The following is a 25,591-nucleotide window of genomic DNA, read 5'->3' on the forward strand; positions in this document are numbered from 1 at the left end:
AGTTAACATAAACCAACCACAACTTCACCGAAGGAGACACACAATGAAAACCAAACAGATTGTCCATATACTGACGCTTCTGCTCGCATTAGGAACCGTCGCATTTTTCGTAGCGCGCCCTGAAGCACAAACTACTGAAGACCCTTGGGAAGCTTGGGTAAACGAACAGACCGAAACTGTGTTAAAGTCTGCTGGCGAAATGGATGCAGCGCGGCGTGCTGAAATGCGTGCCACTATTCGGGAAAAATTTGCAGCACTCGCCGCAGAACTGAAAAACGAGATCGCGTCGCCACCACAGACCCAAGACTACGCCATCTTGCAGACAACTAAAGAGCTGCGAAACACTTATGACGAAGGGTACAACCAGAAACACAAGGATACCACCGTCCGCGTGTCCTACACGGCAGGTGATACTGAAATCTTTGCGTATCATGAAAATATCCCGCTCGTCGAAGTCGATGCGAAATATCCGCGCGACGCATGGCTCCAGATGCTACTCGACAAAGGGATCACAATCAAAAACGCAGAGGCGTATTGGGAATATCTGTTCCTTCGGGATACCTTAGTGCATCTTGAAAGACAGCCACAGGTATGGACATCCGGACTTTTCGAGATCCCAGCAACCGAGGATTGGGAAACCTATAAAGCTGCCTATATTGAGCGAGAACTCGGTCAGATTGAAAAGCGATTGAAAAAAGGACAGCTGGCGCGGGTTTTCAATATTGACGAAATCGTAAAAGAGCACCACCGTCATTTAGGAAAAGATGATGTCCCCGAGAAATTGTTTCGATCTCTACACGACTTTCCTAAAGAGATACCCTCGGTTGAGTTTAAGAAGCGCATTATTGTAGTGCCGCAAACTGTCAAAACACTGCAAGACGCTTACGACGAAAAGTACAACGAAAGGTATGCCATCACTTCTGGAAGTGTCAGCTATACACTCGACAACGGTATCAATTTTAAGTATAGTGTCCCGCTTCCGATGAGCGAAGTAGATGCAAAATACCCGCGGGATGAATGGCTCCAGATGCTCCTTGATAAAGGCATTACCATTGACAACTTTGAAGAGTACTGGACATATCTATCAAAACGGGATGAATTGGTAGAACTTGAGAAACATCCAGAGGTTTGGTCTTCCAGCCTTTTCGGTATTTCACCGACTGATCATTGGGAAACTTATAAAGCCGCCTACTTGAAGCAGATGTTTGAGAAACTCCACGACAAGAGAAAGAATGCGGTTTATTTTGGCAAGGTTGACGCAGAAGAGGCACTCAAGCAATCACGAGCGTTAATTGAGCGATTAGAACGGTCTAAGCCTTCGCTACGCGACCGTTAGCGTCCGTTGAATTTGCAAGAAAAGGCGAGGTCCGCGGACCTCGCCTTTTTATTTTAACGTATAGCGCGGCTTCAATCTCCGCCATAGATCGGCTAATTTCCTGCTGGCATGGAATCTTCCACGACTGACACAGCATCTTCCGTTAGAGACACGGAATCTTCCGCCATAGGTTTATAATATCCTGAAGCAAAAAGGTAACCATCGTGGCGGATTGGCCACGTGCGCTTCATTTCATTCATGCCACTTTCAGGATTGGGCCATAAGTACTCAATCCAGTGTCCTGTCCCCGTTGCCTTGGCGATCTCTGCCCCTAAAGCCGATCCATCAAGTCCCATGACATCCTTCAGATCCGTTCCTACCAATTCCTGCATCGGTGCATGCGAAACGAAGGTATCATTTGCATCCGTGATGAACACATACCACTGTCCGTCAACACTTGCCGGGGCGTTGTAGTAGGCTGCCGTAGCATCGAGCCCTTCAGATTCATAACGTGCGACCGCTGCCAAGACAAAGGCGTGCGCAAATGCCTCTGGATCATCTTTTGAGTCTATAAGAATCGTCGCGGGATCAGGACTCCACGGTTCATAGTACCCGGAAGCGAAAAGGTAGCCATCGTGACGAATCGACCACGTACGCTTCTGTTCTAATTTGTTAGTTTCTGGATTAGGCCACAAGTACGCAGTCCAACGTCCATCTTCTGTCGCCATAGCGATCTCTAAACCTGTTAGTGCCCCGTCAACTCCAGAAATCTTGGTTATATCTCTACCAACGAATTCGGGTTTCGCCGGATGCGCGACATAGATATTATTTTCATCAGCAATGAACACATACCACTGCCCGTCAATACGCATTGGGTCATTGTAATAGGCTATCGCCTCGCTACCTTTTGTTGTGTAGAGATCGACCGCTCCTTGCACAAGAGCAACTGCAAACGCCTCCGGATCATCCATTGTCGGCATCTCAGTCGGTGTGACGGCATCCATCATCGATTCCGTCATCGGTCTATCACAGCCAGTGATACTAACTGTTGTGAGTCCTATCATCAGTAAAATCAACAAAAAATTTCTCAATTTTTGATTCCTCTTTTAGTCAATAAAATTTAGTTCACTTTAATTATAATCACTTACTCCGCGATTGTCAAACGCGTCAATTTTTTTCTTGTTATTTTTTCCACAATAGGATAAATTCTGTCGGAATAAACAAACACTGTACCGAAAATGGAACTATGAATCTTCTCCCTTACGATTGGATTGCTATTGGGTATTTAGTACTCACCGGTGTACTCATTTTAATCTTTCACAAAAATGTCGCGCGCTGGTATCTCTATCTGTTCGCACGCGTGCTCTGTATCACAGGCATTGTATTACTGACACCCACTGACGCATCTACGCTATTTCCTTTCCGATTCCTGCGGGATTGGTACCCGTTATCCACTATCGCGCTTTTCTATTTCGAGATGGGGAAGTTGACTCAGATGGTGTTTCAACGCTATTTCGATGAAACGGTAATCCGCTGGGAAAAACAGGTTTTCAAAGGGATGCCAAGTCTTGAACTTAGTGACCGTTTTCCATCTATAATTCTATCGGAAATTTTACATCTCTGTTATTTTAGTTACTACGTCATCGCCGTGTTTTTAGCGGTGTGGCTCTATTTCAAAGGAAAAATAGGACCGTTTCAAGAGACAGTTTTCGCGGAGACATTAACATTTAATCTAAGTCTCCTCTGTTATCCGTTTCTACCTGTCACCGGTCCCCGCTACCTTTTTGAAAAGATTCAAGGTCCATTGTCGAAAGGTTTTTTCTTTAGACTGACCCATTCGGTTGTCTCAAGAGGTTCCTCGAAAGGCACGGCATTTCCGAGCGCACATGTCTCGTTATCAGTGATTGTGCTGCTCTGTGCATTCCGTTATGATAGTACAGCGTTCCTGATTCTACTACCGCTGTGTGTAGGTTTGACACTTGGCACGGTTTACTGTAGATTCCACTATGCGATTGATGCGCTCTTAGGCGCAATTTTAGCTGGCATCGTCTTCGGTATCACAACCATACTCTTTTAACGCTCAATCGGCCTCTGTCTTTTATCTCAACACTGCTTTTTCCTTGACAGTTTTTTGGATAGCATAGTAAACTTAACAGGGTCGTCAAATACAAGTGCTCTTCACGAAAAATTTCCCCGAAATGTAGAAAATAAAACCTCGTTTCAAATGCCCTTGATTGAGAAAAGGAGAAAATTCATGAAACACATTGTGCTAACGACGCTACGCCTGCTCATTGTCGGAATTGCTTTTATAGGGTGTGGCGCGATATCGGATCATGAGATGTGGAGGTCGAATTTTGCGGCACCTACCAAGAAATATACCGGACCTCAAACTGTTGAAGCTCTCATGGAAACGTTTGATGAGAGATACACTTCTCACGCATCAAACGCAAAGTGGGCAGCAGGTATTGAGACAGCCCATAGTGAAAAACGCCACATCGCGTTTACACTCGTAGATATGGATGCTAAATACCCACGCAAAGAATGGCTGCAAATGCTCCTCAATAAAGGCATTACGATAGAGACTTTCAAGGCTTATGACGGATACTTCAATATACGATCGGCTCTGATCTTGAAAGAATTTTACACCGAAGATGATTGGGAAACGGTTAAAGCAGAATACATTAACACCGAAATCCAGAAATGTCAACAGAAGTATCAAGTAAAACCAGAGACAGAAGAAGATTGGGTTGTGTTCGGTGAAAACAGACTACCCGCTATTCCAGGAAGAATCTATTTACAAAAAAGCGAGTCAGGACATCGGATCTGGCACATGACCGCTTCTGAGAAAAAAGAAACGGTGAATGGAGAAGTAATAGTGCTTAATAAGAGTCCAGTACTCTCCGAAGAACAGCAGTCTAATCTCGTAAATGACGGTGTGGAACCCGTGGGCTGGGAAGTTGTGTATTTGGATGCAAAGGGAAACCCTATCCCTTCTGACAAATAACTGAACCTGACAACCGTAAGCATCTTGGCTCTCTGCAAAACCTTCCAAACGCTTGCAGAAAACCATGAAAACATATAGGCATTACCGGTAAGTGCGCTGATCGGCGGTGTATCGTTAATCGCAAAATCTACCATTAGAGAAAATCGGAGATTCGTATGTCCAACCAACTGGCAATTTCAGGCGGCACGCCTGTCCGCAACATAGAAAGCGAACCGTGGTCCTCATGGCCCCTCACGACAACCGATGAGTGGGAATCAAAAATCGAACCGCTGCTCAAGGAAGTGTATTTGAGTGCAAATGAAGGCTCTGGCGGTACGATGATTGAGCGTTTCGGAGAGCAGTACGCACAGTATACCGGAACAAATTATGCCCTCTTCATGCCACACGGCACCGATTCAATCAGTGCCGCCTTAGCCGGCGCGCTGGATCTCGACGGATTTAGTGATGGCGGTGAGGTGATCGTGCCGAACTATACGTTTGTAGCGACCGCAAGTGCTGTCTTGGAACGCCGATGTACCGTAGTGTTTGTAGATATTTCACCAGAAACGTTTACAATTGACCCAGCAGGCGTTGAAGCGGCTATTGGTCCCGAAACCCGTGCGATCTTACCTGTGCATCTCGGCGGTCATCCAGCAGATATGGGGGCACTACGAGAAATCGCCCAACGCCACCAACTTACAATCATTGAAGACTGCGCGCAGGCACACGGCGCAGAATATCAGACAAAAAAGGTGGGTTCCCTCAGCGATGTCGGCGCGTTTAGTTTCCAAGCATCGAAAAATTTGACCTCCGGTGAAGGTGGCATGGTCACAACAAACGACAAAGACATTCACGACCGAGTCTGCGCCTTTATGAACGTAGGGCGTGCACCGGGCGGTGCGAGATGGGAATACCCGCGCCTCGGCTGGAACTATCGTCCGTCAGAATACCTCGCGGCGATCCTGCTTGTGCGGTTGGAACTTTTAGAAGCACAAACCGACCGCCGTAATCGGAATGCCGCCTATCTCTCTAACGCTTTGGAGGCAATCAACGGTATTACACCGCCCCGACTCGCCCCGTGGGTTACGAAACACGGCTATCACCTCTACTGCCTAAAGTATAACCCTGAAGGTTTCAGTGGCAAATCCCGGCAGGCGTTTGTCAATGCGCTTTCTGCTGAAGGCATTCCGTGTTCCATCGGCTATCGCTCTCCGCTTTCGGAGGAACCCGGAATGGCATACGTTGCGGAGAAATATCCACATCTTATCCGATCATTGCCTTGTCCGAATGCCGCACTGGTTTGCGAACAGAGCGTATGGCTCTTCCAAAATATGTTCCTTGGATCAGAAAAGGATATGGATCAAATTGTGGAAGCCATCACTAAAATTCACAAAGCATGGAATTAATCATTCATGCTGAGTATAAAGTTGTAGGCGTTAGACAAACCTTCTGAAAATCTCGGATGCACCCACAAAGCAGCAAACCGCTCCTTGTTTACGATAATGACTGCGATTTTTGCCGATACTGGATTACACAGTGGCAGCACGTCACAGGTGACCGTGTTGACTATGCCCCGTATCAAGAGATGGCGGCGGAATTCCCAGAAATACCGATTTCAGATTTTGAAAACTCCGTGCAGTTAATCCTCCAGAACGGCACAGTTTTGAGCGGGGCAGAGGCTGTTTTTCGTGCCTTGAACAACGGTTTGCTCCTCTGGTGCTACTACCATCTGTTCGGGTTTAAAAGTGTATCGGAGTGGGTCTACCGCTTCGTCGCCCAGCACCGCCCGTTCTTCTCTACGTTGACGCGCTGGTTTTGGGGGACCCATACCGAGCGAACAACGTTCCACCTTTCGCGCTGGCTGTTCCTACGAGGACTCGGTTGTATCTACCTCATCGCCTTTTTATCCCTATGGGTACAGATCCACGGGTTAGTTGGGAGCAACGGAATCCTACCGGCAGAACAGTATTTAGCAGCCGTACGTCAACAGATTGGGACGGAAGGCTACTATCTCCTTCCAACACTGTTTTGGTTGAACCCGTCAGATGCTTGCCTCCATTTCTTGTGTGCCGGTGGCATTGTTTTGTCTCTGGCTCTAATCGCGGGTTTCTTTCCACCGTTTATTCTAACCGGTTTATGGATGTTCTATCTGTCGCTTGTGACAGTCGGGCAGGTCTTTCTTAGCTTCCAATGGGACGTGCTGCTTTTAGAGGCGGGACTTTTAGCAATCTTTTTTGCACCGCTGCGAATCCGTGATACATTCAGGCGTGCGTCTCAACCCTCCGGCGCGTTTTTATGGCTCTTACGTTGGCTCTTATTCCGGTTGATGTTCGCCTCCGGGTTCGTCAAACTTGTCAGCGATGCCGTGTGGCGAAATTTCACCGCCCTCAACTTCCACTATGAAACGCAGCCCTTACCGACATGGATCGGGTGGTATGTGCATCAATTACCAGAGTGGCTCCACAAAGTCTCGGTTATCGGTATGTTCGCCGTTGAACTCGTTGTCCCGTTCCTAATTTTTGCACCGAAACGTTTACGGACCGCCGGATGTATCGGATTGATCGGTCTACAAGTGCTCATCATCCTGACAGGAAACTACTGCTTTTTTAATTTGCTGACGATTGCACTGTGTCTTCTGCTCATTGACGATGTAACATGGAAAGGTCTATTATCCAAACGGTTCATGCCGAACTTCCAATCCGTTGAAGGATCACCTCACCGCTATAGGCGCGTCTGTATCGCAGTGGTGGCAATGCTTCTCTTTGTGTTCAGTGGTATCCGATTCGGCGGGCAACTTTTTAGAGATGTGCAATTTCCTGATGTCGCTTGGATGAGACCGTTTCGGAGTGTGAACACCTACGGACTCTTCGCAGATATGACGGAGTCCCGCCCAGAAATTATTGTCGAAGGCAGCAACGATCGGATAACATGGGAGACTTACCATTTCCGATGGAAACCCGGAGATCTCAAAGAGGCACCCAAATGGGTTGCACCGCATCAACCACGTCTGGATTGGCAGATGTGGTTTGCGGCACTACAAGGGAGTTATCGGCATACGCCTTGGTTCCCCCATTTCATAGGTGCACTCCTACAAGGTAAATCTGAAGTCTTGCAGCTGCTGGCAGAAAATCCGTTCCCAGAAAATCCGCCCCGATATGTCCGCGCCACGCTTTACGATTACCATTTTACCGACATCGCCACAAAACGTTCAGAAGGAACGTGGTGGTCTCGTGAACGGAAAGGACTTTATTGCCCCGCAGTTTCACTCCAAAAGTAGTAGGCACGCTCCGTCGTGCCGTTAAACCTCAAGTAGTAATCACGCTCCGTCGTGCCGTTAAACCTCAAGTAGTAATCACGCTCCGTCGTGCCGTTAAACCTAAAGTAGTAATCACGCTCCGTCGTGCCGTTAAACCTAAAAGTAGACACGTTCTACGCTGCCCTCTAACTTCAAAAATCCAATAGGAGAATTTATGCCCAGTCAATTCTTAAAGGTTGCATTGGCAGCAGCCAAAAACGCTGAAGAAATTATCACTGCCTACTACACCGGCGATGCCATGAAAGTCGAACTGAAAGAGGATGAAACACCGGTCACGCTCGCCGATAGAGGAGCGGAAAAAGTCATCCGTGAAACCATTAAACAGGCATTTCCCGACCACGGGTTTTTAGGTGAAGAATACGGAATCGAAGAAGGAGATTCACCATACGTCTGGATTATTGACCCGATTGATGCTACAAAAAATTACATCCGTAAAATCCCGATCTTCGGTACACAGATTGCCCTGATGAAAGGCGATGACCTGATTCTCGGTGTCTCCAATGCACCCCTTTTGAACGAACTGCTTTATGCCGAGGCAGGAAATGGGGCTTTCCTGAACGGCGAACCGATCCAAGTGTCCGATGTCGCACACCCCAAAGACGCAATGGTATGCCACGGCGGACTGAAGTGGTTTGTAGAAAAAGCCACTTTTCCCGGTATCTACAATCTCATCAATGACGCTGCACGCACAAGAGGGTTTGGCGATTTTTACATGTATCATCTTGTGGCTTCTGCAAGAGTGGATGCTGTCGTTGAGGCAGCGATTAGCATCTGGGACATCGCTGCCGCCACCGTCATTGTGCGGGAAGCCGGTGGGAAGGTAACAGATATACAAGGACAAGCCATCACGAAAGATACCGCTTCATTAGTCGCGACAAATGGTGTCTTGCATAATACTCTATTGAATTATTTTAATGATACGCAATCACCATAGATGTATTTTCTTGTTAATCATCAATTGAGTTTTACCACCAAGCGGTCCGGTGATATCCTGTTAAATCTATATCTTGACCAAAGGATGAAAGCATTATAACGGTTGTTGTCGGTTCAAATGTGCAACCGTATGCCCGAAGAGGTGCTTCATACCTGCCACCTTCCGCTGTTTGCCAAGTGCGAATTGTCGGTATTGCCGATTGAATTGATGCAATAACCTCCATCGGATCCATATCTGGTGCAATGGGGTCACGAATTAACCCATGTTGATAATATTCTGAGGGTTCATCCCATCTTGCATAACCGACAATGTTTTGACCCTGACGTAAAATACGGTACCCACTCATAGTATACTGGTTCACTTTTATGCTTTGTTGATCGCAGCTAACAGGAAAATTCTGTCTTGCCCACATCTCATCCAACTGAGGTAAAGCACTTAAATCGTTGAGATTCACTTCCGCCCATTTGAGTTCCGATGCGTTCTGATTGGGTGGAAGTTGGGTTTGTAAATCTTGTGTCAATTGTTGGTAACCAACTTTCTGATACAATCGCATAGCTTCTTCTGCATCAACATCAAGAATGCTGCCACGATAGCCCTTTGTTTGGAAGTGTGCATGCAGCTCCTGCATTAATCGGGTTGCAACCCCTTGGCGACGCATATCTTGCGCTACAAAGACAGCACCTACTGTTACAAATCTCTGACACTTGTCTTCAATGAAAAATGAACAAGGTTCACCCCAGACATGACCTACGACCCTCTCATTGACAAGTGCTAAACCTATCCCTTCCGCTTCAATGTGACCCTCAAACTTATTTCTATAGATGTTCTCATCAACTTGCTCAGCAGGTAACAACAACGCTAAAATAGCGTCATCATCGCCGGGCTGCCAATGTCTGTAAATAATCTTATGCCGCATAGTCTCCCTTCCAGACAAAATAGTTTTCATTTATACACCAAAACGGATGCACTTTTCTGGAGGACGCGAGATATGATTTCCTTGAATATTTCAAGGGGATGTGTTATACTACATATCATAGCTTTGTGAGGGCAACATGTTTGTTAGAAGGAGAAAAATATAATGCGCCTTGACTTTCAAAACGTGCTGGATCTGTCTTATGTGGTCGATGAAAATAGTCCATGTGAGCTGCCGATTGATCCTGCCAAAATTTATGACCAAGCGACGTTGGAAAAAGATGGCTACTTTGAAAGCCGGATTGACACGTCTGGACACTACTCTACGCACATGGATGCCCCCTGCTTAATGTATCCCGGTGGCGCAACTATCGCCGAGATTCCAAAGGAGAAACTGACCGGAAACGCTGTCCTGATGGACTTTTCAGCAATCAAAAAACCGAACGACGCTGTAACGGCAGAAGATATTGAGGCGTGGATAGCCGAAAACGGCGAGATTTCAGAAGATAGCATCGTCTTTATGCGGACAGGAATGGATAGGTTCGTCTATCAGGATAACTTCAACCGAGAATGGATCGGTTTCAGTGAGGATGCCGCCGAATTGCTCGTTGAAAAGGGCATAAAGGTCATCGGAACAGATGCCTGTAGTATTGACTCGGTAGCAGGGCACCCACCGTTGCATGACGGTCTACCGCCTGCACACCTCGTTTTCCTCGGAGCCGGTATCCCGCACGTTGAAGACCTGTGCAATTTGAGTCAACTCCCGACGCATTTCTACGTAGTAATCGCACCCCTAAAGTTAGCACGGAGCTCCGGCGCACCGACGCGGGTCTTCGCGTTCGTGTAATACAATTTCTGGTAATAGATTTCTCTTTTGTAGAATAAACTGTTAGTTTGTTCCGCATCGCTATACGTTTCATGAAAACCGGTAATGCAATATCATTATTTGGAAGTGGTATAAGTATCCTAAAGATGTCCCTCTCCTTCAGATAGGGTGCGGTTCTGCAACCTCGTTTGACATGAGAAAAATGATACCCAATATCCCCGAACCGATCTTAAACCTGTTATATGAAATCGGTGAAGTTGCAGGAAAAAACGCTTATCTCGTCGGCGGATTTGTCCGAGACCTCCTGCTCAAACGACCAAGTTCTGATATTGACATCGTTGTGGAAGGAGACGCAATCCGAGTCGCTGAAACGATGTCTGAACGGTGGAACGGGACATTGGAGACGCATTCCCAATTCGGTACTGCAACCGTCACACCTGAAAATATCGACCTGCCTAAAGTGGACTTCGTCACCGCACGGCGTGAAACTTATCAAGGCACAGGCACGTTACCTATAGTGCAACGCGGGACGATCACTGACGATTTGCACCGACGCGATTTTTCCATCAACGCGCTTGCAATGCGTTTAGACACAAATGCTTTTGGCACCATCGTTGATAAGACAGGTGGGCTGGAAGACCTTGAGGCAGGGATTGTTCGGGTACTCCACAAGCAAAGTTTCATAGACGATCCGACGCGTATCTTCCGCGCGGCTCGGTATGCTGGACGTTACAACTTTCGTATCGATGAAACCGATCAAGTTCTGATTCAGGAGGCACTCCCGATATTGCCACAGTTGAGCGGTGAACGGATACGCAATGAAATTGACAGGGTACTTCTTGAGAAGCATGCAGCCAAAATTGTAGAACATCTCACACAACTCGGCGTGTGGCAAGTTATCTTTGTAGGGCAAAATATATCGACTGCATTTGTCTACGACTTTAAGAAGGCAGAACAGACAATATCTTGGGCATCAGCGCATCTCGTAGATGAAACATTTCAGCCAGAACGGGTTCGTTGGATGACACTCCTCGGCACTGATATGCCGATATGCCAAATTGAAGCCATCAGTTTCAGACTCGGATTAGCGCATCAACTCCAGCGACTGATAAGCCGCACACAAGCGATGAAACGCGGGGTTTCGCTTGAAGAGGTAACAGCATCTAATTTTGAAAAATTGGGATTTTCGTTGTCGAAAAACACATCTATCGAACACCAGAACGGCATGTGGTGCATCGTTGATGCAGACAATATGAACACTTATGTATGTGGAGAAGGGAATCTCTATCGGGTACAAACACCGCTCACTGCTTATAGGCAGTTGAAACAGACGCTTACAGCATTAAAGGCAACAGTAAAACCGAGCGAGGTTTACCAATTGCTAAAGTCGTATCCGATCGAAGCGTTAGTACTCGGTTATGTAGATGCAATCGTGCCAGAATGGAAACGTGAAAAAATAAAAGACTATCTTCTCGTGCTTCGCAAGGTTCAACCGTTTATTACAGGAGACGATTTGATCGCGTTAGGAGAAAAGCCGGGGAAAGCCTTTGAGACAGTGCTTTGGGAGTCATTTGCTGCACAATTAGATGGAAAAACTGCGACAAAGTCGGAAGCATTTTGTCGCTTGCGGGATTCAAAGACCACTCGCCCCGCAAAACATTGTAAACTAAAAAAATAGAATGGAAGATTAGATAAAATATGTTCAGTCCAGAACAAATATACGGAGCAATTCTTTTAGTTGCACAATTCATTATTCTGCTAACCTTTCATGAATGGGCACACGCGAAATCAGCAGATATGTTAGGTGATCCAACTGCGCGCGATCTCGGACGGATGTCCCTGAATCCGGGTGTACATATCGACATGATTGGTACGATTATACTCCCCTTGTTCGGCAGTCTTTTGGGAGGTGGTTTCTTTGGTTGGGCAAAACCGGTGCCAGTGAATCCTTACAATCTTAAGAACCCGAGGCGAGACCTGATGCTGATCGCAGCAGCGGGGCCCGTCACGAATATCGTTCTCACTTTTGTAATCTTGGCAGGACTCAAAATAGCATTGGAATTTACACCCTTCAATCCGCTTGAATCTTCATCTTATCACCATGAAATAGGCAAGCAAGTTGTTCGTATGGCACTGATCAGTGTATTTCTCGCAGCGTTTAACATGCTTCCGCTCTTTCCATTAGACGGATTCAGCGTTGTAAGAGGCTTGCTCCCGGAAAACGCAGCACGCCAATTTGAAAAATTGTCACCGTATGGGATGCCAATTCTGATGTGTCTCATCTTTCTGCCCTATTTCCTCCCTATTTTCCCTAATGTCTTCGGGTTCTTGGGTCTTATCAGCCTCGACACACTCAAATTGACAGCTGAGATCGTTGGCTTACCAAAAGTGATCTTATACGAGTTATTATTCCGCTAAACGTCATCCAACACTTTCAATATGGAAAATCTGTAGTTACATCCTACAATCCTGAAAGCATCAAATATGCTGACTGAAACAACTGAAACCCTTGAAAATCAAGATTTAGAAACCACATCTACTGATGTAGCCCCGCTCTACTCGGTCAAGTTAGAAGGTTTTGAGGGCCCCCTTGATTTACTCCTTCATCTGATCCAGAAAGAGGAAATGGATATCTACGATATTCAGATCGCGCAAATCACTGACCGGTACCTCGAATATGTCAATTTAATGGAGGAACTGGATTTAGATGTGGCATCCGAATTTTTGGTGATGGCAGCGACGCTTCTGCATATTAAATCGCAGAGTATTCTTCCACAACTCACCGCAAACGCGGAACACCCGATTCGTGACCAAGAGCAACTCGTAAAACAACTCTTGGAATACAAACGCTTCAAAGAGGCTTCTAAGGTACTCGACGTTTACGCCGAGCGACAGACATGGGTTTATAGTAGAAGTCCGAAACTGCATGAGGAGTTAGACGGCACACGGGAATTCGAGATTAGAGCCACCTTATTTGATCTGCTTACCGCTTTCAAGGCTATAAATGACCGCGCTGCGGAAGTAGATGCCGAAGAGCTCTACGAAACGGTTGAAGAAGAAACAATCACCGTTGAAGACAAAATTACCTTTATTGAAAGACAGTTGGATGCTGCAGATCAACTGCTATTCGACGAACTGTTCCCTTTATCCTCAAGCAAGACGGATCGGATTGTCACATTCCTTGCCATTTTAGAACTGATTCGGATCGGAAAAATCGTTACCGTTCAAACGGATCATTTTGAGAGTATCTATATCGTTAAACAGGAGCACCAGCCGGATCGCGATATCGCGCCGCCGCCACCCGTAGAAACCACTCGTTCAGGAGAACGAGGCTATTAGGAACTATGTCTATGGATTCTGAAAATGTTATTGCTGTCAATCCGATAGAAGAAATTGATCTAATGTCGGAACAAAAACTTAAGTCAATCTTGGAAGCGATTCTGTTTGCAGCGAGCGAACCGATTTCGATGGAACAGTTTCAAGACGCGCTGCCAGGCGTCAGTAAACGTGCCATCCGGAAAGCACTCACCGCACTCCAAGACGAGTACCAAGAGATAAATCGAAGTTTTCATCTCGTTGAAATAGCGAACGGCTACCAAATGAGCACACGCCCAGAATATTCAGAATGGATACAGAAGTTTTATACCCGACAAGTTCGCGTTACACTGTCGCCATCCGCGCTTGAGACGCTTGCGATCGTCGCATACAAGCAGCCTATCACACGTGCCGATGTCGCAGCAATCCGTGGCGTAAACAGCGACAGCGTCCTCAACTCGCTCGTTGAGAAAAGACTCGTTCGCATCACCGGCAGAAAAGAGGGGCGCGCCCTGCTTTTTTCAACCACCGACGAGTTCCTGCAACAATTCGGATTAAAGGATGCCTCTGACCTGCCTTCACTTGATGAAATCGACGAACTTCTTACCACACCAAACGGCAGTGAACCCGCCCAAAATCTACTGCCAGAGATGATGGAGGAGGGGGCTGAGCAATGAACTACGATGCATGGTTCCAGTGCAGTGAAGGATGCGGTGAGACTTATCCACTCACTGAAATTATCTATCGGTGCAAAAATTGCGACGGGTTGTTAGAAGTCCAACACGACATGGGCGTACTGAAACAACGCAGCGCGGCTGATTGGAAATCCCTCTTTGAGCAGCGCTATAGGCGTACACAATACCCCTATGGCAGTGGCGTTTGGGGGAAAAAGGAACTTGTTTGCCCAAACATTGATGATAATAACATCATCTCTATGTATGAGGGCGGCACCAATCTATTCTGGGCAGAACGTTTCGGTGAGCAACTCGGCTTACACGACCTCTGGATCAAGCAGTGTGGTAACAGTCATACCGGTTCCTTTAAAGACCTCGGGATGACCGTCCTCGTCTCAATGGTTAAACAGATCATCGCTGAGTCAGGAAATATCCGCGCTGTTATGTGTGCTTCGACCGGCGACACCTCCGCGGCTCTGGCTGCTTATGCATCTGCAGCAGGTATACCCGCAATTATCCTCTTGCCAAAAGCGAAAGTTACGCGTGAACAACTCATTCAACCTATCGCGAATGGTGCCCTGACGCTTTCGCTGGAGACAGATTTCGACGGATGCATGGAGATCGTCCAAAAACTTGCCGGGCGGACAGATTTCTATCTCGCTAACTCCATTAATTCTCTCCGCATTGAGGGACAGAAAACAATTAGTATTGAGATCGTACAGCAGTTTGATTGGGAAGTCCCTGATTGGATTATCATTCCTGGAGGCAACCTCGGCAATGTTTCAGCACTCGGACTCGGTTTTTTAATGATGTACGAACTCGGTATCATTGACAAACTCCCGCGCATCGCTTGTGCGCAAGCTGAACGCGCGAATCCGCTTTATCGAAGTTATCAAACAGGGTTCACAGAGTTCAGCGCAATCACAGCACAAGCGACACAAGCGACAGCCATTCAGATCGGGAACCCGGTTTCGGTGCATCGCGCCATACGGACCTTGAAACGATTTGATGGAATCGTTGACCAAGCGACAGAAGTAGAACTATCAGACGCTGCCGCAAGAGCAGACAGAACAGGGTTATTCAATTGCCCGCACACCGGCGTGGCATTGGCAGTGCTCATAAAAATGGTCGAGCGCAAACAGATTCAACCTGATGATAGAGTCATTGTCATCTCTACAGCAACTGGTCTCAAATTCCCAGATTTCAAGGTAGCCTATCACAACGTCGCTCCCGGCGAACCTGCCCCGCGCTACCTAAATGCCCCGATTGAATTGGAAGCAGACTATGAAGGGGTCCTGAAACAGATTGGTACACACCTCGACGCATAACTCCCACCTATAAAGATGCAAACTGAATCGTACAGCGATAAAGATTTGCAACAAATCCACAAAATATGGTATAATCTAAGTGTCAACTTATAAACTGTATCAAAATTAATAAGCAATAGGAGTGAATGAATGTCAGAACAGTATCAGCCTAAGCCTGAGCATAAGTTTACCTTTGGATTGTGGACTGTGGGTAACCCAGGACGTGACCCATTTGGTGATGTTGTCAGGCCCCCTCTGAAACCTACCTACACAGTCGAAAAACTCAGTGAATTGGGCGCGTATGGCGTCAATTTACACGATAATGACCTCGTCCCATTTGATGCTTCAGCCGCTGAACGCGATAATATTGTTAGCGAATTTAAGAAGGCTCTTTCAGATCACGGTATGAAAGTCCCGATGGCGACAACAAACCTATTTTTCCATCCGATCTTTAAAGATGGTGCCTTTACTTCTAATGACCCGAAGGTACGCGCATTCGCCATTCAGAAAACATTAAATGCCATCGACCTCGGCGTGGAACTCGGCGCAACGGTTTATGTCTTTTGGGGCGGACGCGAAGGCGCAGAAGTCGATGCCGCCAAGAACGGACCGGATACGGTCAAGTGGAATCGTGAGGCGATGAACTACTTCACGCACTACGTCCAAGACCAAGGATATGACCTCCGCTTCGCGCTTGAGGCAAAGCCAAACGAACCGCGCGGCGACATCTATCTACCGACGACTGGACACATGCTTCACTTTATCGAAACGCTCGATCACCCAGAAATGGTCGGCGTTAATCCCGAATTCGCTCATGAAACGATGGCAGGATTAAGCTTTATTCACGGTGTCGCACAAGCCTATGAAGCCGGTAAACTCTTCCACATTGACCTCAATGACCAGAAGATGAGTCGTTTCGACCAAGATCTACGTTTCGGTTCCGAAAACATCAAAAGTGCTTTCTTCCTTGTTAAATTCCTTGAGGACGTGAACTGGGATGGCAACCGCCACTTTGACGCTCACGCTTACCGCACTGAAGATGAACAAGGCGTATGGGACTTCGCTGCGGGATGTATGCGAAGCTACCTGATTTTGAAGGACAAAGCACACCGTTTTAACGAAGATGCGGAAATTCAAGGGATTCTTGCGGAAGTGCGAGCACGTAACCCTGAACTTGAAGCACTCATGGCAAACTACAGTGCCGAGAGCGTCGGAAGGCTAAGAAAAATAGACTTTGAACCGGATACCCTCGCAGAAAAAGGACTCGGATACGAGAAATTGGATCAACTCACGTTTGAAGTTTTGACGGGAGTCAGGTAAGCTAAACTTTTACCAGAACCGTAAGGAGGCGTTGACAGTCGGTCGTTGGTAAAGAGGTTTCGTCTCACATTGGTTACTACTAAAGATAGTCTCAAACCCTGTAGTTCGTAATGAAATGGAGAGCGGATTTAAGGAACGCATCCGATAGGTCTAACCCCCGTTGTTCCTCCGCAAGGTAAAATTAAAAAATGAATACCCTTATCATTGCGGTTTTGAGTTTCGTCGGTTTCATCGTCGCCTATCACACGTACGGTAAATGGCTGGCGAGAAAGATTTTTGGATTAGATGCGCAAGCGACGGTGCCGAGTCAAGAACTGAAAGATGATGTCGATTACGTTCCGACCAAAAAGGAGATTATTTTCGGACATCATTTCACAAGCATTGCTGGCACAGGTCCGATCGTAGGACCCGCAATTGCCGTCTTTTGGGGATGGCTACCAGCGTTGCTATGGGTTATCCTGGGGTCGGTTTTTATCGGGGCTGTTCACGATTTCGGCGCGCTTGTGGTCTCACTCCGCAACCGAGGACAAAGTGTCGGCGAAGTAGCGGGCAGAATGATAGGGCCCCGCGCAAAATTCCTTTTCCTTTTCGTGCTCTTCATGGGCTTGACGATTGTCCTTGCCATCTTCGGTTTAGTCATCGCCCTGATCTTCTCCTACTATCCTGAGTCAGTTTTATCCGTCTGGGTGGAAATCCCGCTCGCTATCGCCATCGGTCTCTGGATTTACCGCAGAGGTGGTAACATTCTCATTCCATCCATTGTCGCCCTCGGTATCATGTACATCGGGATGGGTGTCGGCGCATACCTCCTACCGATCGATTTAAGTCAAATATTCGGTATCCCGTTACTGGGGCAAACTTACCTGAACGTCGTGGTCGTCTGGACGTTGGTGCTTTTTGTCTACTGTTTTATCGCCTCAGTACTCCCCGTGTGGACACTCCTACAACCCCGTGATTTCATCAATAGCCACGAACTCGTATTAGCACTGCTCCTATTGCTACTCGGACTCGCCGTAGCAGGCTTAACAGGCAAAGCAGACCTTGTAGCCTCCGCCCCTGCTGTCGCTTCAGACATCCCACCCGACGCACCACCGATCTGGCCCTTCCTCTTTATCACAATCGCGTGTGGTGCTGTGAGTGGTTTCCACTGTATGGTGAGTTCTGGGACTTCCAGCAAACAAGTCGAATCCGAAAGTGATGCACAATACGTAGGCTACGGTGCGATGTTGCTTGAAGGCGGACTCGCCGTTATTGTCATTCTCGCCTGCTGTGCTGGCATCGGGATGGGGATTTTCAACCGCACCGGTACCGGTGCAAACTACACTTTTGAGCCTATTATCGCAGCAGAAAGTGCTGCACCTGTTACCAATCACGATGCATGGAGAACCCGTTATGCTACTTCCGAAACAGTAACAAATGCTGATGGTACAACAACGGTCGTCGGAGGCTGGGCAAGCCATAATCTCAAGGCAAAGGTGAGCGCGTTTGTTGATGGCGGTGGAAACTTCCTCGCTTCGCTTGGCATCCCACTCAAGATGGGTATCGCAATTATGGCAGTACTCGTCGCCAGTTTCGCTGCCACAACGCTTGATACTGCGACACGGCTTCAGCGATATGTCATCTTTGAACTCGCGCAGACAGCTAACATCAAACCGTTAATGAACCGTTACGTCGCTACTGCGTTTGCGTTAGTCCTTGCGGCTGCTGTCGCCTTACTACAGGGACCAAGTGGACCCGGTAGTGGCGGCTTGACACTCTGGCCCCTCTTCGGTGCAACGAATCAACTCTTAGCAGGATTAGCGTTCATGGTCATTGTCTTCTATCTCGTGCGCCGTAACAAACCGATCTGGTTCGCGTTCCTCCCGATGGTCGTCATGCTCATCATGCCCGCTTGGGCAATGTTGCATCAAATGTTCGATCCACAGACTGGCTGGCTCTTCACCGGTAAATATCTGCTTTTCGGATTTGGGGTCGTCGTAGAGGCGTTGCAAATATGGATGGTTGCTGAAGGTGTTATCGCCTGGCGAAATGCCCGCGGAAATTACCCCGAACTCCCGCCATTGGAAAGCGTTGCTGCTGATTAAACAGAATATTGATATAATATCCGTAGAAAACTCCCTTTGGTAAATATTCAGGGTACTTCATTATATCATACGGATTCTTTTTTTATCACACAATCCCACTTCTTACCTCAAACCCATACTTCTGACTCCCTCTATTTTCAAATTATGCACCCTTTCTATCGACAAATAGTCTCTTTATAGTAAAGCCCATAATTATTTGGACGCGCGATTGATCGTAGGGGCTGGGTTACCCAGCCCTTACGATCAGGCAATGTGGGTTGCTATCGTGGTGTGTCAATTTATTTTCGTGCTTTACTATAATCACAGAAATATGAGTCCTATGTCATCGTTTTGGCGATGTTAGTTTTTATCAATCAAGCGAATACCTTTCAGCGGAAGGAGAAAAGATGCCAGAGACTATAGAAAAACAGACCAAAGACGAAGCACTTCACAACCATCCTTTTGATGCAGAAATCTTTCAAAGGACATTCAACAGATACGTTCAAAGATTCAATACTATCTTTATCGTTTCAGTTCTCTTGATTAGCGCGCCTTTCATAGCATACCTGATTGCATGGTATTTAGAGCAGACCAAAGTTGACGTCACCGGTTTTTTACGTCTGTGGCATGCCGGCGAATCTCTACTGTTAGACGTGGGATTTCCACACATAGCATTCGGAATGTTTGCATCTGGAATTGTTTCCGTGAGTCACTTCGCTTTTGGAATTATCTCAATCGGTAATTTCTCTTTTGGCGTGATTTCAATCGGGATGTTCAGCTCTTGCGGTATTATATCTATAGGTGTTATGTCGTCTGTTGGTGTTATCGCAATTGGATATGCACGCGTTTATGGGGTCATCACTATCGCTATAGGGAGCAAAAAACCCTTTGGAAAAAGCACATACATGAACGGAAAGGCTTTCGGAGTGATTGCAATCGGGCGGCAGGCACACGGAATTTATTCGCTATCTTACGGAGAGGAAGGCGAAGGCACTTATCAGTTTTCACCGAAACGTCAGGACCCCGAGGCTGTCAATCTCTTTACGAGTTGGTTCAAGAAGTTCAAAAACGCGTTTGTTTTGCCTTCTTAATCCGATACATGCTTCCGTAAAACGTCCCTTACCTTATCCCTTTCTACATCGGATTTTACTTCCTCCACAAACGCTGTTTCCCGCTGAATAAGCACCTTCACAATATCCGCAAGTCGTAAAATCTGTAGTCGTTTTAGGGTATATTCTGTTACCTCCTCAAAGATACCTTCCTCCTTGAGAAAATCATCAAAACTGCCTCCTTCATACTTATTCATAATCAGCCTCCCGTTTTGTGGTAGTACGAAAGAAGGCGAGGCACAGAGACCTCGCCTAACAATGAAAATGAACGTCTATCAGCACGCGCTATGCTGGAAGCCCCTCAACAGCCGCAAAGAAATCGGCGTTTGATGCGCTAAACCCATACTGCTGCTCTACTTCCCGAATGGCAATCTCCGTTGTGAACAGATTATCGTACGTATCGGGGAACTCCACACCCGTCGTGGCATCGCGGAGTAGCACCATGTTATAACCATACCTTGACATAGACCGGATACCGTAATCCCTACCCAACACGCACCAATTCGTTGCGAAACCGGCAAAGAGCAGATGCAAGATACGCCGCTCCTCCAAGAGTTCATGCAACTGCTGCCCCGTTGCGATAACAAAGTCATCATCTTGTACATCAATTGCGGGGGATACAGCGAGTTGTGAAGCGAGTTTATCCCAATGGATACCAATACCCGGCGGTTGACTACGAGGACCACGGTAAACGGCGTAATCACCCGCACGACCTCGGAAATCGGAGGGAGGCCACGCCGAAGGTGTAGACGGTGCAGGTGGCTTATGGCGTTTGAGTTGTGGATACTGCTCCGCCACCGGTGGCGATGGCGCATGCACGATTGTCAAACCCGCTTGCCGCGCCGAGTCTATCACTGGCACAACGCACTCAGTCGTTATCTGTGCCGCGCGTTCTATCCAACTTTCGATGAAATGCACGTTCCACAAATCCACGAGGACCAAAGCCGTCTCATCAACCGGCAACGGCATCTCAAACTCACGTCGGATAAACGCAGTTTCACGGCACGGCACATCTGCCGGTGTGCTATCCTGAAAGTAGCGGACACGCAAATCTAAGGTTTTCATTCTGGCTCCTGAAATAGCGACGCGTCCAACTCAGCATTCAACGTGACACCCTTCACTCGACCTTCAGAAAAGAGCTGACCGTCTATATTCTGAACCGTCCGGTACGCTATCTTAACACCATCAACATCGCGGTAATCGTCCATGAGGTTCTCTCGGTTAGCAACGACCCCTTGCGAAGCCTCACGATAGGCATATTTCACGACATAGTGGGTCTCATCACTCACAAAAACCTTCAACATTTCGCCCGATGGCTGTGGAATCAGCAGAATAGACGCAGGCTTGCCTTGCACATCCTCCGTCCCGGCATATTGGATTGGAATATCGTTTTGCGAAAGATTCGCCAGGAGCCACACAGTCTCTCGGAAAATACTATCCTTGAAAGCGTCAGCCATTTGCGGTGGAATAGGTTGAACACCCATCGGTGTCATCGCATACGCGGCGGAGCCGTCATAGACGTAAGCCATTTCACCTTGGGGCAGCTTTAAATCCTGCCTAAATTTGTCCGGGAAGAGGTAGTATAACTTGGCGTCTACCTGCATGGGACCTGCCTGTGAATTGGCGGAAATATCTATTTCCATAACAGCGTTCTTCACTGCTTGCAACTTCTCAAGTCCACCATGCGCTTCTACTGCTGCAGCGAGGATTTCTTTGGCTTTTGCCATGTCCGCTTCACTCGCTTCTGGCATCGGTTCCGCAGGCGGCGGAGGAGCAGGTTGCTCTATCTCAATTTCGTTAACCTCCCCGAACTCAGCAAGCGGTCGGTCGAAACTCTCTTTATTTCCGACAGTGACAATCGTCAATGCATCTGGATGGAGATATTTCTGCGCGACTGCCTGCACATCTTCCGCCGTGACCCTCGCGATATTATCGGTAAAGGTTTCAAGGAAGTCTGGCGCGAAACCACGATAGGCGAGCATCATTTGCTGGAAGGCGATCTGTGCGCTGCTCTCAAAACCAAAGACAAACGAATTGATGAGTGAATCTTTAGTGCGCTGCAGCTCCGCTTCCGGCACAGGCGCATCCCGGAGTCCTTTGACAACATCAATAATGAGTGAGATCGCTTCTGCCGTTTTATCGGTCCGGGTCTGTGAATAGGCAAACCATTCCCCCGGATTCGTGTAATATGACGTTTGCATGATGCTGCCCACCATATAGGCAAGACCGTGCTTCTCACGCACTTCCTTCATGAGACGAGAAGTAAAACCGCCTTCACCGAGAATATCGTTCATGACTCGGAGTGCGAAATAGTCTGGAAAGTCGGGGGTGCGCTTGATGCCGAAATGCCCAATGAGCATCACTGACTGAGGGAGATCTTTAAAAATATAATTAACGGACGCTTTCGGGGTAGCATCTACTGTTGGAACGTCTGGAAACGCAATTTCTGCGGATTCCCATCCCGCAAACACCTTTTCAAGCTGCGCAATCAAGGTTTCCGTATCAAAATCGCCGGTAATCGCGAGCATCATGTTGTCAGGATGGTAATATTTCGCATGAAAGGCTTTGAGATCATTAACAGTGATACTCTCTATGCCTTCAATTTCGGTATACCGTCCGAATGGATGGTCGATCCCGTAGAGCAGCGCAGAGAAGTTGCGCCACGCGAGTTGAATCGGATTATCGTTGCGGCGACGGATACGTTCGATCGACTGCTGCTTACGGAGTTCCAATTTGTCTTCGCGAAACGCTGGATTCCTCAGTACATCCGAAAAGATTTCCAATCCTTTCTCGATGTCTTCCGCGAGTGTTGAGAGATTAATGGTCCCGTACTCGCGGGACATGCCGACTTCAACAGAAGCCGCCATTGATTCCAATTCCTCGTTCAGTGCGTCCGGTTCGCGCGATACCGTGCCACCGGTTCGCATAACGGTTGCAAATATTGATGATAAACCGACCTTATCCGCAGGATCGTAAATGTCCCCGGTTTTAATCAAACCGTTGATATTGAAAAGCGGCAACTCGTGATCTTCAAGCAGGTAAAGCACCATCCCATTTGAAAGCATCCGTTTCTCTGGCACTGGCGGTTTAAACTCGATCGGTTCAAAGGTGAGTTCTTCGTGCGGTTTCGCGAATGTAGACGGAATGCCGCAAACCACCAAGCAAACTATCAGTATCGCGATGACAAGTCCTGAATAGGTTTGTCTGTTCATTATTCATTCCCCTCCGTGTTTTCACCGGCGGGTGCTGCTGCCGCTTTCTTAACGAGTGTGCCGACGGTGCGGTTGCTTTTCGTGAAATAGGTGTTTGCGACTTTCATGATGTCCTCAGGTGTAATTTTATACATATTCTCGCGCCAACCCAGTATATACCGCCAGTCGCCAGCGATCCCTTCATAGAAAGCCAACTGCTGTGCCATTCCGGCGTTTGAACTGAGATTGCGGATGAAACCCGCATCAATCTGCTTAAGGATGCGTTTAAATTCCTTTTCCGCCACAGGTTCAGTTTTAAGCCTCTCGAGTTCTGCGTAGATCGCTTCCTCAACATCAAGGGTCGTGTGTGGTGACCGTGGTGTACCATTTACGACGAAAAGATTGTCGTAGCGTGCTCCCGGATACCCATTTATTGAATTAACAGAGACAGCTATGCCCTCCTCAACAATATTTTTGTAAAACCGAGAGGTGCGTCCATCAGAAAGAATTGCACTGATAAAATCCAGTACATAATCGTCAAAATGTGGGACTGTCGGTTTATGGTATCCAATCATGAGCTGCGGTTCCGCGTCATATTCAACTTCAATCCGGCGTTCACCTTCCTGTGGAAGTTCTTTCGTTGTTACTTCACTCGGAAGCGGTTGTGCCTGCATATCACCAAAATATGTATCAATAAGCGCAACGGTCTCCTCTATGTCTATATTCCCCACAATCACCATGACAGAATTATTGGGGGCATAGTGGATCTTGAAAAACGCTTCCGCCTTGCGCCGATTGAGCATAGCAATATCCGAAGGCCAGCCAATGATTGGCATTCCGTACGGATGGGCAGTAAAAGCAGCGGCGATAAACTGTTCGTAGAGTTTGCCGCCCGGACTGGTATCCACACGCATCCGGCGTTCCTCTTTAACAGCCTCACGTTCTACATAAAATTCACGGAGGACAGCGTTCTTAAGCCGGTCAGACTCAAGCATCGCCCACAATTCTAATTTGTTAGACGGCAACTCCACCGTATAGATAGTGTAATCAACAGAGGTACCAGCGTTGAATCCTGTGCTACCGTGTTGTGTATAGATTTCAGTATATTCACCGGTGGCGATCCACTCCTTCGCAAGTTCCTGTTGTTCTTTGAGTGCCGCTTCTAATTCGGCTACTTTATCCGCATCTGCTCTCGCGCCTTTCGCACGCTCCATGTCAAGCGCATCGCCTACGCGATCTATTTCAGCCAACACGACTTTCTCTTTTTCATAGTCTTTTGTGCCGATTGTTTTCGTGCCTTTGAACAGCATGTGTTCTAACATGTGTGCAATACCGCGTGTATCGTCTGATTCATCTACAGATCCGGCTTTAAACAGAATGTAAGGTGCAATAGTCGGCGAGGTATCACGTTTAATCATCAATAACTTCAGACCGTTGGGAAAAATATGCTCTACCACCCGGTCTGAGAGATCCTGTGCTGATGCTATGCCGGTCAAGGCAATAAAGAATAGAATCAGCAAATAACGTATTCGTTTCATTTTACATAATCACGGCAGTTTTTAACTTAGAAAATGCCGCTTCCTTTCCATATAAAAAACCCTCAGCCATAAGACGAGGTATAGAATTTTCTCTTTTATAAAGTTGAAAAAAAAATGAGGTCGTAAGTCAGCAGAAAGAAGCCTCGATTGAAGGATCGAGGCTCCTGACGCTTTATTCTTTTTCTATGTCCCCGAGTAACCCGACGAGGGCAAATCTGATGTGTGATGAGAGTGCAGAGTTCTCCGCGCGGAGATCTGCGCCTTCTTCGTCTGGGTACATAACGTGTGCAGCAACAGCGCGTTTGACCCACCGCTCTGCTCGGTCATCGTAAGGAATATATTTTTCTTTCGGTGCTGTGCACGCTGGACACTCTTCTGGCGGGCTATCTGCTTCTTTCCACAAATAACCACAAGCAATACAAACAAACATTGTAAAGTCCTTTCTTTGTTCCTCAAATAGATTAATATTTTAAGACCGAATTAAAAAAATTAATCTTTGGGAAATCAAAGTTATAGGTTCTAAAATTATAGTCAATGCCTGCATTTTAGCAAATTACGTAATGAAATGCAAGGATTAAATTGAGGGTGTCTTCCAAATCATTGTAACCGCAACAATAACAAATAGTGCTTCAAATCATACAAATCGCACGATGTGCCCTTTTTTGTAGCATAATCTGTTAGATTGTGCCCTTTGCGTTGTATGTTCTATTCGTTTTGATATGGTGATTTCCCGCAAACTACCTATGTTTTGTCCAATAGGACCAACATTTCATATTGTTGGAAAAGTG

The 25,591-nt window shown here is 47.2% G+C and carries 22 protein-coding genes; 15 read left to right on the forward strand and 7 right to left on the reverse strand.

Going from position 1 to position 25,591, the window contains the following annotated elements:
- Window positions 1-43 precede the first annotated feature (43 nt).
- Complete coding sequence (locus OXH00_22815) at window positions 44-1,336, forward strand: hypothetical protein (protein ID MCY3743856.1); 1,293 nt, start codon at window positions 44-46, stop codon at window positions 1,334-1,336.
- 92 nt (window positions 1,337-1,428) lie between these two features.
- Here the strand turns inward: OXH00_22815 and OXH00_22820 are convergent, their stop codons facing one another.
- Complete coding sequence (locus tag OXH00_22820; protein MCY3743857.1) at window positions 1,429-2,406, reverse strand: cache domain-containing protein; 978 nt, start codon at window positions 2,404-2,406, stop codon at window positions 1,429-1,431.
- Window positions 2,407-2,561: 155 nt separating this feature from the next.
- Here OXH00_22820 and OXH00_22825 point away from each other — a divergent pair, with 155 nt between their 5' ends.
- The 5 genes from OXH00_22825 (at window position 2,562) to OXH00_22845 (ending at window position 8,548) form a co-directional block, all read left to right on the forward strand.
- Window positions 2,562-3,392: a phosphatase PAP2 family protein gene (locus OXH00_22825; protein MCY3743858.1), complete on the forward strand. Its 831-nt coding sequence runs from the start codon at window positions 2,562-2,564 to the stop codon at window positions 3,390-3,392.
- A 177-nt stretch (window positions 3,393-3,569) separates the two neighbouring features.
- Window positions 3,570-4,319 carry a hypothetical protein gene (locus tag OXH00_22830; GenBank protein MCY3743859.1) on the forward strand — a complete coding sequence of 250 codons (750 nt, stop codon included), beginning with the start codon at window positions 3,570-3,572 and terminating at the stop codon, window positions 4,317-4,319.
- Between the two features lie 155 nt (window positions 4,320-4,474).
- Entirely contained in the window at window positions 4,475-5,704 is a 1,230-nt protein-coding gene (locus tag OXH00_22835; protein MCY3743860.1) for a DegT/DnrJ/EryC1/StrS family aminotransferase, read from the forward strand.
- Window positions 5,705-5,760: 56 nt separating this feature from the next.
- The gene (locus tag OXH00_22840) at window positions 5,761-7,575 is read left to right on the forward strand and encodes a lipase maturation factor family protein (protein MCY3743861.1); all 1,815 of its coding nucleotides are present in this window, start codon (window positions 5,761-5,763) and stop codon (window positions 7,573-7,575) included.
- 193 nt (window positions 7,576-7,768) lie between these two features.
- On the forward strand, window positions 7,769-8,548 hold the full coding sequence (locus tag OXH00_22845) for an inositol-phosphate phosphatase (protein ID MCY3743862.1): 780 nt from the start codon (window positions 7,769-7,771) through the stop codon (window positions 8,546-8,548).
- A gap of 31 nt (window positions 8,549-8,579) precedes the next feature.
- On the opposite strand, the gene OXH00_22850 is transcribed toward OXH00_22845, so the two are convergent.
- Window positions 8,580-9,464 (reverse strand): GNAT family N-acetyltransferase, encoded by an 885-nt coding sequence (locus OXH00_22850; GenBank protein ID MCY3743863.1) that lies wholly within the window; start codon window positions 9,462-9,464, stop codon window positions 8,580-8,582.
- A 162-nt stretch (window positions 9,465-9,626) separates the two neighbouring features.
- On the opposite strand from OXH00_22850, the gene OXH00_22855 reads away from it, so the two are divergent.
- The 9 genes from OXH00_22855 to OXH00_22895 all read left to right on the forward strand — a co-directional run bounded on the left by OXH00_22855 (window position 9,627) and on the right by OXH00_22895 (window position 20,056).
- Window positions 9,627-10,307, forward strand: coding sequence for a cyclase family protein (locus OXH00_22855; GenBank protein ID MCY3743864.1), 681 nt, complete (start codon window positions 9,627-9,629; stop codon window positions 10,305-10,307).
- A 181-nt stretch (window positions 10,308-10,488) separates the two neighbouring features.
- Window positions 10,489-11,964, forward strand: a complete 1,476-nt coding sequence (locus OXH00_22860; protein MCY3743865.1) for a CCA tRNA nucleotidyltransferase — start codon at window positions 10,489-10,491, stop codon at window positions 11,962-11,964.
- A 20-nt stretch (window positions 11,965-11,984) separates the two neighbouring features.
- A complete protein-coding gene (locus OXH00_22865) occupies window positions 11,985-12,704 on the forward strand; it encodes a site-2 protease family protein (protein ID MCY3743866.1) in 720 nt (239 codons plus the stop codon).
- A gap of 66 nt (window positions 12,705-12,770) precedes the next feature.
- Window positions 12,771-13,625, forward strand: coding sequence for a segregation/condensation protein A (locus OXH00_22870; protein ID MCY3743867.1), 855 nt, complete (start codon window positions 12,771-12,773; stop codon window positions 13,623-13,625).
- Window positions 13,626-13,636: 11 nt separating this feature from the next.
- On the forward strand, window positions 13,637-14,278 hold the full coding sequence (gene scpB / locus OXH00_22875; protein ID MCY3743868.1) for an SMC-Scp complex subunit ScpB: 642 nt from the start codon (window positions 13,637-13,639) through the stop codon (window positions 14,276-14,278).
- Window positions 14,275-15,603, forward strand: coding sequence for a threonine synthase (gene thrC, locus OXH00_22880; protein ID MCY3743869.1), 1,329 nt, complete (start codon window positions 14,275-14,277; stop codon window positions 15,601-15,603). Before scpB ends, thrC begins: the two co-directional genes overlap by 4 nt.
- Window positions 15,604-15,732: 129 nt before the next feature.
- Complete coding sequence (xylA, locus tag OXH00_22885) at window positions 15,733-16,902, forward strand: xylose isomerase (protein MCY3743870.1); 1,170 nt, start codon at window positions 15,733-15,735, stop codon at window positions 16,900-16,902.
- A 188-nt stretch (window positions 16,903-17,090) separates the two neighbouring features.
- Window positions 17,091-18,986, forward strand: a complete 1,896-nt coding sequence (locus OXH00_22890) for a carbon starvation protein A (protein MCY3743871.1) — start codon at window positions 17,091-17,093, stop codon at window positions 18,984-18,986.
- A gap of 386 nt (window positions 18,987-19,372) precedes the next feature.
- A complete protein-coding gene (locus OXH00_22895) occupies window positions 19,373-20,056 on the forward strand; it encodes a hypothetical protein (GenBank protein MCY3743872.1) in 684 nt (227 codons plus the stop codon).
- On the opposite strand, the gene OXH00_22900 is transcribed toward OXH00_22895, so the two are convergent.
- The 5 genes from OXH00_22900 to OXH00_22920 form a co-directional block, all read right to left on the reverse strand.
- Window positions 20,053-20,271 carry a hypothetical protein gene (locus OXH00_22900; GenBank protein ID MCY3743873.1) on the reverse strand — a complete coding sequence of 73 codons (219 nt, stop codon included), beginning with the start codon at window positions 20,269-20,271 and terminating at the stop codon, window positions 20,053-20,055. The genes OXH00_22895 and OXH00_22900 overlap by 4 nt on opposite strands.
- Before the next feature lie 88 nt (window positions 20,272-20,359).
- Window positions 20,360-21,139, reverse strand: coding sequence for an isochorismatase family protein (locus tag OXH00_22905; protein MCY3743874.1), 780 nt, complete (start codon window positions 21,137-21,139; stop codon window positions 20,360-20,362).
- Window positions 21,136-23,286 carry a pitrilysin family protein gene (locus OXH00_22910; GenBank protein ID MCY3743875.1) on the reverse strand — a complete coding sequence of 717 codons (2,151 nt, stop codon included), beginning with the start codon at window positions 23,284-23,286 and terminating at the stop codon, window positions 21,136-21,138. Before OXH00_22910 ends, OXH00_22905 begins: the two co-directional genes overlap by 4 nt.
- Complete coding sequence (locus tag OXH00_22915) at window positions 23,286-24,803, reverse strand: pitrilysin family protein (GenBank protein ID MCY3743876.1); 1,518 nt, start codon at window positions 24,801-24,803, stop codon at window positions 23,286-23,288. The genes OXH00_22910 and OXH00_22915 overlap by 1 nt, the downstream gene beginning before the upstream one ends.
- A 172-nt stretch (window positions 24,804-24,975) precedes the next feature.
- Window positions 24,976-25,233 carry a hypothetical protein gene (locus OXH00_22920; GenBank protein ID MCY3743877.1) on the reverse strand — a complete coding sequence of 86 codons (258 nt, stop codon included), beginning with the start codon at window positions 25,231-25,233 and terminating at the stop codon, window positions 24,976-24,978.
- Window positions 25,234-25,591 lie beyond the last annotated feature (358 nt).

This window comes from Candidatus Poribacteria bacterium, assembly GCA_026706025.1.
Lineage (GTDB): Bacteria > Poribacteria > WGA-4E > WGA-4E > WGA-3G > WGA-3G.